Annotated in this window: 6 protein-coding genes; 3 read left to right on the top strand and 3 right to left on the bottom strand. The window is 38.9% G+C overall.

What is annotated here, in order from left to right; all coding sequences use genetic code 11:
* Positions 1 to 11: 11 nt before the first annotated feature.
* On the bottom strand, positions 12 to 1472 hold the full coding sequence (miaB, locus tag KMW37_RS02000; RefSeq protein ID WP_215223406.1) for a tRNA (N6-isopentenyl adenosine(37)-C2)-methylthiotransferase MiaB: 1461 nt from the start codon (positions 1470 to 1472) through the stop codon (positions 12 to 14).
* Between the two features lie 295 nt (positions 1473 to 1767).
* Here miaB and KMW37_RS01995 point away from each other — a divergent pair, with 295 nt between their 5' ends.
* The 3 genes from KMW37_RS01995 (at position 1768) to tamL (ending at position 10799) form a co-directional block, all read left to right on the top strand.
* A complete protein-coding gene (locus KMW37_RS01995; protein WP_215222920.1) occupies positions 1768 to 3279 on the top strand; it encodes a catalase in 1512 nt (503 codons plus the stop codon).
* A 156-nt stretch (positions 3280 to 3435) separates the two neighbouring features.
* Complete coding sequence (locus KMW37_RS01990) at positions 3436 to 8490, top strand: translocation/assembly module TamB domain-containing protein (protein ID WP_215222919.1); 5055 nt, start codon at positions 3436 to 3438, stop codon at positions 8488 to 8490.
* An 8-nt stretch (positions 8491 to 8498) separates the two neighbouring features.
* Positions 8499 to 10799, top strand: a complete 2301-nt coding sequence (gene tamL, locus KMW37_RS01985) for a translocation and assembly module lipoprotein TamL (RefSeq protein ID WP_215222918.1) — start codon at positions 8499 to 8501, stop codon at positions 10797 to 10799.
* Between the two features lie 70 nt (positions 10800 to 10869).
* On the opposite strand, the gene pfkA is transcribed toward tamL, so the two are convergent.
* Positions 10870 to 11856, bottom strand: coding sequence for a 6-phosphofructokinase (gene pfkA, locus KMW37_RS01980; RefSeq protein ID WP_215222917.1), 987 nt, complete (start codon positions 11854 to 11856; stop codon positions 10870 to 10872).
* A complete protein-coding gene (locus KMW37_RS01975) occupies positions 11846 to 12232 on the bottom strand; it encodes a methylglyoxal synthase (protein WP_186756354.1) in 387 nt (128 codons plus the stop codon). Before KMW37_RS01975 ends, pfkA begins: the two co-directional genes overlap by 11 nt.
* Between the last annotated feature and the right edge of the window lie 2 nt (positions 12233 to 12234).

The raw sequence follows: 12234 nt of genomic DNA, 5'->3' as shown, positions 1-12234 counted from the left end.
TCTTTTTGGATTTATGAAACTACTTCCCCAAATAAGGTTGCAGCAGTGCAATCAGTTATTTTAACACGGACATAATCTCCCTTTTTGTAGCCTCCTCTATTGAAAATCACCACTTTGTTGGCGGAATTTCTTCCTTTTAACTGCTCTTCAGACCTTTTGGAAGTGCCCTCGACCAATACCAATTGTTCCTGTCCTACATCAAGCTGGTTTCTTTCCAGTGAGTGTTGGGATTGTTTGTTGATGATTTCCTGAAGACGTCTTTTTTTAACGTCCAAAGAAATGTCGTCTTCATATTTTTTTGCAGCAAGGGTACCGGGTCTTTCAGAATAATAGAACATATATGAAAAATCATACTTTACGATGTCCATCAGGCTGAGTGTCTCTTTGTGCTCCTCCTCAGTTTCTGTACAGAATCCTGCAATCATATCTGAGGAAATTCCACATTCTTGACCAAGGATTTCTCTGATTTTAGCCACTCGTTCAAGGTACCATTCTCTGTCATAGGTACGGTTCATTAATTCGAGTACCCTGCTATTGCCACTTTGAACAGGTAAGTGAATGTACTTACAGATATTATCATACTTTTTCATGGTGTAAAGCACTTCGTCTGTAATGTCCTTTGGATGGGAGGTGGAAAATCTTACCCTCAGCTGAGGACCGACTTTTGCCACCATTTCCAATAAATTGGCAAAGTTGATTACTTCACTTACAGCATCTTCCTGCTTGTTAAGCCTCGCCTTATTGTTCTCTTCAGGAGACCATTTAAAGCTGTCTACATTCTGACCAAGTAAGGTGACTTCCCTATACCCTTGGTTAAACAGTTCTTGTGCTTCTTTTACGATGGAATGTGGGTCTCTACTTCTTTCTCTTCCACGGGTAAATGGAACGACGCAGAAGGAGCACATATTGTCACAACCTCTCATGATGGAAATGAATGCACTGACTCCATCAGAGTTTAGCCTTACCGGTGAAATGTCCGCATAGGTTTCTTCCCTAGAAAGGAAGGTGTTGACACCTTTGTCACCTTCTTCAGCTACCTTGACCAAATTGGGGAGATCTCTGTAGGCATCTGGTCCTACTACCACATCAACTAGCTTCTCTTCCTCTAGTAATTTGTCCTTGAGCCTTTCTGCCATACAGCCTAAAACACCTATAGTGATTTCTGGCTTTTCCTTTTTGATAGTTTTGAATTGGGTGAGCCTTTTTCTTACGGTAAGTTCAGCCTTTTCTCTGATAGAACAGGTGTTTAGGAAAATCACATCAGCTTGCTCAAAATTGGCTGTGGTGTCAAATCCATTTTCTTTCATTATGGAAGCAACGATCTCGCTATCAGAGAAATTCATCTGACATCCATAGCTCTCTATATATAGCTTTTTGTGTTTTCCTGTATTCTCCTCTTCAGTGGTTTTGTAATCACATGCCTGCGCCTCTTCTGCAGGAATTATATCAATGTCTTTGATAATATTTTCCATATCACTCATTCTATCTAATTGAGTTGCGAAATTAATAAAATACCGACAAAATGACAGGCTTTTATTCATTAATGTTTTACGCTTGAAATTACATTTGGTTCCTTTAACCAAATCCTTTGAATTCTAAGAAGTAAAGGGCAGGTCTTTTCATAGGTTTTTTGTAGATTCCAAGTCAATGGTTTTTCGTAAATAGAGTCATAGATTCCAGTTATCGTTATATAGAAATAATCAATTTTTTAAATAGTGATTGAAGGCCTACCTTTAAATAAGTGAAAGAACAATAAACAACAGCCAAATGGACAAAAGAAATAAACACAATAAGCTATCTACCGCATCTGGAAGGATTTATGCTGAAAATGACAATACTAAGACAGTGGGCCCTAAAGGTCCGGTTTTGTTGGAGGATTACATTCTTCATGAGAAAATGGGCCATTTTAACAGGGAGAGAATTCCGGAAAGAGTAGTACATGCCAAGGGCTCTGGCGCCTTTGGGACTTTTACAGTGACCAATGATATTTCCCAATATACCAAGGCAAAGCTTTTTAATAAAATTGGCAAAAAGACAAAGGTCTTTGTGAGGTTTTCCACAGTAGGGGGTGAGAAAGGATCTGCGGATACGGAGCGGGACCCAAGAGGCTTTGCTGTGAAGTTTTATACCGAGGATGGAAACTGGGATTTGGTAGGGAATAATACCCCTATTTTCTTTATCAAAGACCCTAAAAAATTTAGTGATTTTATTCATACCCAAAAACGCGATCCATACACCAATATGAAATCTCCGACCATGATGTGGGATTTTTGGTCTTTGATGCCAGAATCACTTCATCAGGTATTGATTCTTATGAGCGATCGAGGTACCCCCTTTGGTTATAGGCATATGAATGGCTACGGTTCTCATACATTTTCGATGATCAACAGTAAGAATGAAAAGGTATGGGTGAAATTTCATTTTAAAACTGTACAAGGTATTAAGAACTTTACAGACAGGGAAGCTGCGGAAATGAAGTCCAAGGATATGGATTTTGCTCAAAGGGATTTATTGGAGGCAATAGAGAGTGGAGACTTTCCAAAATGGAATTTGAATATTCAGGTAATGACCCAGGGGGAAGCTAAAAAGGTGGACTTTAACCCATTTGATTTGACCAAAGTGTGGCCACATGCAGATTTTCCATTGATTGAGGTCGGGGAAATGGAGTTGAATCAAAACCCAGATAATTATTTCCAAGATGTAGAGCAGTCAGCATTTGCCCCAGCGCATGTGGTGGATGGTATTGGCTATAGCCCAGATAAAATGCTTCAGGGCAGGATATTGTCCTATCCTGATGCCCACCGGTATAGATTAGGAGTCAATTATGAACAAATTCCTGTTAATAGATGTCCTTATGCCGTCAATAATTACGAACGGGATGGTTTGATGAGAGTGGATGGAAACCAAGGCCGAAAGCCTAATTATTATCCCAACAGTTTTGATGAAATTGAGGTTGATGAATCTTATAGGGAGCCTTCCGATGATTTGGGAGAAAGTATAGCAGATTGGTATGATAGAAACAGCAAGCAAGGGGGGAGTGACCATTATTCCCAGCCAAGAACTTTGTTTAGGGATGTGATGGGGCCAGATGAGCAGGATAATGCCATAAATAATACTATTTCAGCAATGAGTGGGATTTCTGGACCAAAAAGGCAAGAGATTATTAATAGGCAGCTGTGCCATTGGTTTAGAATGGATGAGGAGTTTGGTGCCAAGGTAGCAAAGGGATTGGGGATTGATGTAGAAGCAGTAATGTCTTCAATGAACGGTATGCATTGATTTTAAGAGGATTAAGAAGTGACGAAAAGAGCGATTTATCGCTCTTTTTTGTTTTAAAGTGGTCAAAGTTCATTATGAATTTGAACCTCTTTAAAACATTTTCTTTTTGTATGACTTTTACTTATTTATCTTTGATTAAATGTCGAAATATTTGATTTGAATAAAGTAAAACTGATATTATTTAAGATTTTTAAGGTATTGCTGAAAATACTTTTGGGCCTTTTAGTGCTTGTTTTTTTGCTCTTTCTTTTTGTGAGAAGTCCCTGGGGGCAAGACTTTATTGTTCAGAAAGTGGTCAGTTATGCCTCTGAAAAAACGAATAGCAAGATTGATATCAATCGCCTTTATTTTACTTTTTCCGGGAACCTGTTCCTGGAAGGGTTGTACTTGGAGGATGTCATGGGAGATACCCTGGTTTACTCAAAAAAGCTAGAGACAGGGGTCAAGTTTATGCCCCTAATAAAGAGTGGGGCTATTCATATAAGTAAAATTCAATGGACAGGTTTGAAAGCCAATGTTTTCAGAGGAGAGGATGGTGCTTTTAATTTTGACTTTCTAATGGAGGCCTTCGTTGATCAATCGGCAAATGACAGCATTGCCCCAAAGCCTGATCCTGAAGAGGAAAGCTCCTTTCCAGAAATAGCAATTGGCCCTATTGAATTAAAAGACTTTAATTTGAAATATGAGGATGAAGAGCTGGGGATCATAAGCAGATTGGATTTGGGCAGTCTAGATGCCCGGATAGAAAAGCTGGATCTAGAAAATATGGGCTTTTATATCAGTGATTTTCAGTTTAGGGATTCAGAGGCTTTTTATCAGCAGACCAAAGCGTTCCCACCATCGGAAGAAGACACTACAGAGACTATCCTGCCATTGATCATTATAGATAATTTTCAAATTGAAGCTGTGAAGGCTTTTTATGAATCACTTCCCGACCAAATTAATGCTCAGGTTGAATTGGGGGATTTGTTGGTCCAATTACCTGAAGCGGATTTGAAAGGTCAAAAAATTGATTTGAGAAAATTAGCATTGTCCCAATCAAAAATAAGGATACAGTTGCCTGCTTCACCTGAGACTGCTGAATCTAATGAAGAAGGTGCTACAGGGAAATTTGAATGGCCAGAGTGGATAGTTGATATTGGCTCTATTGATTTTTCCAATAATGAAATTGCCTATGCACTAGGGCAACAGAAAACACAAACAGGGCTGTTTAATCCAGAAGCCATGGGGTTGAGGGACATCAATTTCAAGGCTTCACAGGTTTATCTAAACCAGACAGGTTTAGGACTTTCGCTTGATCAATTTGATTTTAAAGAAAATAGTGGTTTGACGCTTAAGGAATTTGCCTTTCAATTTGATTTAAATCAGGAAAGACTGGCATTGGAGAATCTTCGATTGGCAACCTCAAACAGTCAAATAAATGGCGTCATGAAGGTTACTTATGCATCCATAAATGAACTGATCTCTCAGCCCGAAAAATCAGGTTTTTCTCTTGATTTTCCCAATATAAATTTATCTGTCAGGGAAGCTTATCCTTTTGCACCGGAACTAAAGCAGGATCCTTATGTAATGGCATTGGCTGAGCGAGATTTTAAGGGTGTCATAAAAACAGAAGGGACCCTGAATGAGATAATGGTATCCCAATTTGAATTTAATTGGGGCAAGAATACCAAATTAAAGGCGAAGGGAAGCATTTCAAGTCCTTTGGAAGTGGAAAACCTTCTGGTGGACTTTGATGAACTGAATTTTTCTACCAATAGGAATGATATCAGCAAATTTGCTGATGAAAAGGATTACGGGGTGAAATTCCCTGAGAAGATCGACTTTATCAGTGAAGTCAAAGGGGGCATGTCTGAAATTTTTGCCAAAGCCAAATTAATGATGCCAGAGGGGGATATAGAAATGTCAGGAAGTTATAGTGATAAGGGATTTCTTGCATATGATGTTGATCTTAAGGCCGAACAAATACTTTTAGGGCGGCTGCTGCCTGAGATGGGTTTGGACACCTTGAGCTTTTCGCTCTCCAGCTCTGGGAAGGGAAATAGTTTGGGAAACCTATCTGCCAATTTTCAATCTGATTTCAACCAATTAGTTTATAATGGGTATAATTATTCAGATTTATCTCTTGAGGGGGAATTAGTTGATGGTGAGGGCACTGTTAAGCTGTCCATTGTAGATGAATATGTTGATTTAGATCTTGATTTGGAGTTAAGCTTAGATTCACTTAATGCCCATTACGGTGCTATTTTGGATTTGCGCGGAGTTAACCTGTTGGCATTGGGATTCAGCCAGAAGGATATCAGGACTAAAATGAAGCTGGAGGCAGATTTTAATGGGAATCCGGATTCATTTGATCTGAAAGCCTCGGTAAGGGAAGGTTTGGTGGTTTATGATGAAAATAGCTACCCCTTGGGAAATTTTGATCTGGATGCATTGGTCAGGCCTGATAGTACCAGCATGGATATAAAAAGTTTGATGCTGAACGGATATGCCAGATCAAACTCCTCTCCAGAACAGATTGCTATTGGACTTCAGGAACATTTCCAACGGTATTTAAGGGATAGCTTGGCAAGCGACAGCCTAGTTGTTGATTCACTTTCTCTAAATAGTAAGGGGGTAATTTTAGATACAGATTTGATTTTTAGTTCAGCGCCAGTTTTAGATCAGGTGATTTTGGGAGGTTTGGAACAAATGGATTTTGTAACTATTCAAGTTGACTTCAATGAAATAGAAAAGAAGCTTTTTGCTCAAGTTGATTTGCCCAGAATGAAATATAATGATGTCATTATTGATAGCCTTTCTGTAGAGGCTAATGGAGATGGTGAGAATATGGATTTTGGACTCGGGATAAGATCTATAAAAGCTTCCCCTCTTGCCATTGGAAAGACCAAGTTAGCGGGGCAACTGAATAACGAATTGCTGAGCTTGAATTTTTCTTCTTTTGATGGGGATGAGCAACTGTATTATATGGATTCTGAACTGAAATCGATAGGGGATACGCTGGCTTTTCATGTGATTCCTGAAAACCTGATAATGAATAGGAATAGCTGGAATGTGCCAGAAAACAATCAGGTTTTGTTGTCGAAAAAATCAGCAGTTTTTAAGGATTTTTCCTTTTCAAATAGTGAGCAAGAAATCAGTTTTAGCAATAATTTGTCCAATGGCGAAGAGACTCATATTGGTTTATCCTTTACCAATTTCCGATTGGCAACCCTTATAAGTTTGTTAAATCCAGATGAACTCTTAATCGGAGGAAAGGTTAACGGGGAATTTATAGTTGAAAACCCTTTTGGTGCCTTAGGACTATTGGCAGATATGAAAATTGATGAGCTAATGGCTTTAGGGGCAAACCTTGGGAATTTAAAACTTGAAGCTTCTTCAAAAAATGCCGGGAATTATGATTTTAACCTTGCCTTGAAGGATCGGGGTATTGATTTGGATTTAATAGGGGACTATGCAGCAAAAGAGTCCGGGGCGGATTTGGATTTAAATCTGAATTTAAATGAATTTAAATTGGAAGTGCTTCAAAATCTGTTGAATGAGGAGATAAGTGAGGCAAAAGGTAGTTTGACGGGGGAATTAGTGGTAAGTGGGAATACAGAATCCCCAAAATATAATGGTAACTTTTCCTTCAATAGCGCCGCTTTGAATGTTAAAAGACTTAATTCAAAATTTTCCTTGCCGGAACAGCCTCTAAAGATAGATCAGGATGGTATTTATTTTGATAATTACACTTTCAAAGATTCAGGCGGGAATAGCTTTAGCTTGGATGGAGAGGTCAATACCTCAGATATGGCCAATATAGCTTTTGATTTGAATCTAAAGGCGAACAAATTTCAGCTTTTGGATTCAGATAGAGAAAATAATGAACTATTTTATGGGAAGGCCAATGTCGATGCTGATGTAAAAATAAGCGGAGACATGAGTTTGCCCATCATTAAAGCTGATTTAAAAGTTAATGAAGGAACAAATTTGACTTTTGTAATTCCTGAAAGCGAATTGGATGTGGTAGAAAGGGAAGGAGTGGTATTAATAGTAGATAGGAATGATCCAAATGATATATTGACAAAAACTGAGGGAGAAAGGGTGAAGTCTCTCTATACAGGAATGAAGCTTGAGGCCTTTTTTAAAGTTGATCCTAAAGCAGAATTTAAAGTAATAGTGGATGAGCGTTCGGGGGATAATTTATTGATTGCAGGCCGTGCTGACATAAATTTTGCCATTGATCAAAATGGGAGGATGAACATGACCGGAGTTTATGAGTTGGAAAAGGGTCACTATGAGATGAGTCTTTATAGTTTGGTCAGTAGGAAATTCAATATTGTAAAGGGAAGCACTATTACTTGGAAGGGCAATCCTATGGATGCCGATTTGGATATAACAGCCTCCTATGAAGTACGTACTTCCTCCAGCGAGTTAATGGCTTCTCAGATTTCAGGAGTAAGTACTGATGTTGCTAACCAGTACAGGGAAAGATTGGATTTTTTGGTTTATTTAAATGTGGAGGGAGAATTGCTTAGGCCTGAGATTTTCTTCAAGTTAGACATGCCAGAGGATGAACAAGGGGCAATGGGGGGAAATGTTTATGAGGCCCTCCAGCAGGTTAACGAGGATGAAGGAGAGCTGAACAGGCAGGTTTTTTCGTTACTTGTATTACAAAAATTCATGCCTAATACAGAGGGAAATGAATCAGGAAATATGACTACTGGTTTGGCGAGATCTAGCGTAAGTCAGATGTTGTCTAGTCAGCTGAATAACCTTTCCAGTAACGTGTTGGGGAATTCTGGTTTTGAGCTTGATTTCGACTTGGATAGTTATTCAGGTTATGAGGGAGATAGGACCCAATTAAGTGTCAATGCCAGAAAGCGCCTTTTTGATGATAGATTGATCGTTCAAGTAGGTAGTCAGATGGACCTGGAAGGAACAAGTCAAAGTTCTCAAAACGGTAATACGGCCATGTTTGGAAATGTTAACCTTGAATATCTACTTACGGAAAGCGGTAGATACAGAATCAGAGGTTTCAGAAAAAATGAATACGAAAGTATAATAGATGGGCAACTCATTGTAACTGGGATTGCCTTTATCCTAAATAGAGAATTTAATAAATTTTATGAATTCTGGAAGGGGGAAAGGGAGGGAGTGCAATTGGGTAATCCAGATCAGAAAAGTGAAGAAAATAAAACAGTGAGCTCTTCCGAAAAAGATGAATAGTGATCCATATGGTAAAAAATATTTTTATAATTCTGTTCTCTTCATTTTTCCTGTTTTCTTGTGGGGTAGGGAAATTTATTCCAGAAGGGGAACAGTTATATACAGGGGCAATTCTCGAAGTGAAATCAACGGATAAGGCAATTTCTAAAAAGACCCTCAAAAGAGTACAGTCTAGGCTGGAAGAACTCCTTAGGCCCGAGGCCAACAGTAAATTTTTAGGAATGCGAATGGGCTTGTGGGCGTATTACAAGGGTAGTGAGGAAAAGCCTGGTTTTATCAATAGGTTTTTGAAAAAGAAAATTGGCCAAGAGCCTGTGTATTTCAGTATGGTTGATCCAAATAAGACGGAAAATCTTTTACTTAACCGATTAGAAAACAACGGTTTTTTTTATTCACAATCCAATTCTGAAAGCACTGGAAAAGGGAAGTATTTGGGGATGAAGTATGAGGTGGAAGTGTCCAAGCCCTATATGATGGAAAAACTGGAGTTATTGGGAGACTCTTTGGAAATCCATAAAGAACTAGCGGATATTTTAAAAAGTACAGAACTAACAAAAGGAACTAGGTTTGAGCTTGAAGCCTTTAAAAAGGAACGCAATAGGATCAACGAAGAACTAAGACTTAGAGGTTATTATAATTTCAATGCTGATTTTTTAATCTTTGAAGCAGACACCAATAATTATGAGGATAGAAAGTATGATCTTTTTATGAGATTGAAGTTGGATGTTCCGGAAAGAGCCATTGTTCCTTATAAAGTGGATCAGATCAAGGTTTATCCAAATTACTCCATAGAGGAAGAGGCCAAAAATCAAGATACTACCAATCTTGAAGGTATAGATTATATTCAAGATGAATTGGTGTTCAAACCGGATTTATTGGAGAAATATATTTTGATCAAGGAGTCAGAGAGATATAATTCTAATTTGTCCAGGCTTACGACGAATAGATTGTCATCAATAGGAAATTACAGATATGTCAATTTACGGTATACGGAAAAAGATTCCACTTTTTCAGAGGATGGAGAAAGACGCTTGAATGCGGATATATATTTATCTCCATTGAAAAAACGGTCGATCAGGGCTGAACTTCAAGGGCTATCCAAGTCTAATAATTTTATTGGTCCTGCTATTCAGGTGACCTTTAGGAACCGCAATATGTTCTTTGGTGGAGAGACATTCAATATCTCAGCTAATTTTGGATATGAGGTCCAAATAGCTGGTGGAGATAGAACCGGTTTAAGCACATATGATATTGGTATGAATGCTGAGATGATTTTTCCTAGGGTGGTTTTCCCTAAGCTAATAGAAGATCGGTTTGTTTATTCAGTACCTAAAACCAAAGTGAGTCTAGGCGGAGAGTCCCTGAATCGGATAGGTCTTTATAGATTAAACTCTGCTTCCACTAGTTATGGCCTTTACTGGAATTCTAGTAGATATGTTTACCATGAAATTACACCAGTCAGTTTAAGCATAGTAAACCTGTCAGACACTTCTCCTGAGTTTGAAGAAATTTTGGATAAAAATCCGTTTTTAAGAAGAAGCTTTGAACAACAGTTTATTCCTGGCTTGATTTATAATTTTAATTATAGCCAGCTAGGGGATGATTTTAGGGAAAGCCAATTTTATATAGGCACCCAGTTGGATATGGCAGGTAACCTGATAGGCTTAATAGACGGTAAGAATACCCAAGATGATCCAGGTAAGATTTTTGGATTGGAATATGCACAGTACGTAAGAGGGGATGTTGATTTAAGGTACCATATAAAAGTAGGAAAGGGCCAAGTACTTGCCGCAAGGCTGTTTGGGGGACTAGGACTTCCATATGGAAATTCGGTTTCACTGCCATATGTGAAGCAGTATTTTTCTGGCGGTCCAAACAGTGTCAGGGCGTTTAGGATCAGGTCTCTGGGGCCAGGTACGTATAAGCCTGATTCAGTAAACAATCAATCATATTTTGAGCAAACAGGGGATATTAGGATTGAAGGCAATATTGAGTATAGGTTTCCTATCGTTTCATTTTTGAAGGGAGCACTCTTTATGGATGCTGGAAATGTTTGGCTAATGAACGAAAATGAAGCCTTGCCAGGAGGGAAGTTTAGTAATTCCTGGTTGAGTGAACTAGGGATAGGTACGGGAATAGGATTAAGGATCGATATTGATTTTTTTGTTATTCGATTTGATTTTGCCAGTCCAATTAAAAAGCCCTATGAAGAAGAAGGTGATAGGTGGCAACTGGAATTCAAACCCTTTAAGCGCGACTGGAGAAGGGAGAATCTGATATTGAATTTTGCTATTGGGTATCCCTTTTAATTTAGCTTATTAAAAAAAAAAAAACCGGACAATTCTATTGTCCGGCCATATTTCTTAATGAGTGCACTCTTTAAGTAGAAAGGATTTTTGCTACTCTGAAGTCCTCTTCATCTACTTCTTTGTCATCTACGATGGCTCTTTTGATTGGAGTGAAGACCACTTTGTTGTTGATTACACCAGCCATTACATCACATTTCCCTTGAATCAACCCCTCTACGGCAGCTACCCCCAGTTTACTGGCCAATACACGATCGTATGAGGTAGGGGATCCTCCTCTTTGTAAGTGTCCCAAAATGGTTACTTTAATGTCATAGTTGGGGAGATGCTTTTTAACCTTTTTCGAAATCTCCAAAGCTCCACCGCTTTTTCCTCCTTCAGCAACAATTACCACGTTGGCTTGTTTTTTTGCTTTGGCACGGGTCTCTAGCCTGTCAATTAATGCTTCCACTGGCATTTTCTTCTCAGGAATCAAAGTGGCAGCAGCAGCACTCCCAATACCTGCATTGATGGCGATAAAGCCGGAATCTCTTCCCATTACTTCTACGAAGAACAGTCTGTCATGTGAAGTAGCTGTATCCCTGATTTTATCAATTGCCTCAATGGCTGTATTACAAGCAGTGTCAAAACCAATGGTATTGTCAGTCCCAGAAAGGTCATTGTCAATGGTGCCTGGTAGACCTATGGCAGGAATACCATATTCCTTGTAAAAAAGATGGGCCCCTGTAAGAGAACCGTCCCCACCGATAACTACCAATGCGTTGATACCATGTTTTTGAAGGTTTTCATAGGCTTTTTTTCTGCCTTCTGGAGTACGGAACTCCATACTTCTAGCAGATTTAAGGAAGGTGCCACCTCTTTCAAGAATATAAGCGATATCAGCGCTGCTCAGCTTTTTGATATCGTTTTGTATCATTCCTTCGTAGCCTCTATAAATACCGTAAACATCTAAGTTATAATAAAAAGCACTCCTAACGACTGCTCTAATGGCTGCATTCATTCCCGGAGCATCGCCACCTGAAGTCAATACGCCTATTTTTGTGATTGCATTATTTTCCATCTTCAATTTCGCTCGTTAATTGTTTGAACATTAATTCTGCAGAGGCCAGATTGGTAGCCAAAGGAATATTATGAACATCACAAATTCTCATCAACATCTGAACATCTGGTTCATGTGGATGTTTGTCCAAAGGGTCTCTAAAAAACACTACCAAGTCCAGCTCTTTTTGAGCTGCCATTGCCGCTATTTGGGCATCACCGCCATATGGGCCGGACATTAATTTTTTTACTTGAAAGCCAGATCTTTCTATATGTGATCCAGTAGTGCCAGTGGCAAAAAGTTGGATGTTTTTACCCAACAACTTGTCCTTAAAACCACTTAGGAAATGAACCATGTCAGCCTTTTTTCCGTCGTGAGCGATTAAAGCAATTTCCATTT

This window comes from Echinicola shivajiensis, from assembly GCF_018642165.1.
In the GTDB taxonomy this organism is placed as follows: Bacteria; Bacteroidota; Bacteroidia; order Cytophagales; family Cyclobacteriaceae; genus Echinicola; species Echinicola shivajiensis.
This window is presented reverse-complemented; position numbering and strand designations above follow the sequence as displayed.

What these genes read in the sequence shown, in the direction of transcription:
- miaB (WP_215223406.1), bottom strand. Translation starts at nt 1,472, where the DNA reads ATGGAAAATATTATCAAAGACATTGATATAATTCCTGCAGAAGAGGCG.
- KMW37_RS01995 (WP_215222920.1), top strand. Translation starts at nt 1,768, where the DNA reads ATGGACAAAAGAAATAAACACAATAAGCTATCTACCGCATCTGGAAGG.
- tamL (WP_215222918.1), top strand. Translation starts at nt 8,499, where the DNA reads ATGGTAAAAAATATTTTTATAATTCTGTTCTCTTCATTTTTCCTGTTT.
- pfkA (WP_215222917.1), bottom strand. Translation starts at nt 11,856, where the DNA reads ATGGAAAATAATGCAATCACAAAAATAGGCGTATTGACTTCAGGTGGC.
- KMW37_RS01975 (WP_186756354.1), bottom strand. Translation starts at nt 12,232, where the DNA reads ATGGAAATTGCTTTAATCGCTCACGACGGAAAAAAGGCTGACATGGTT.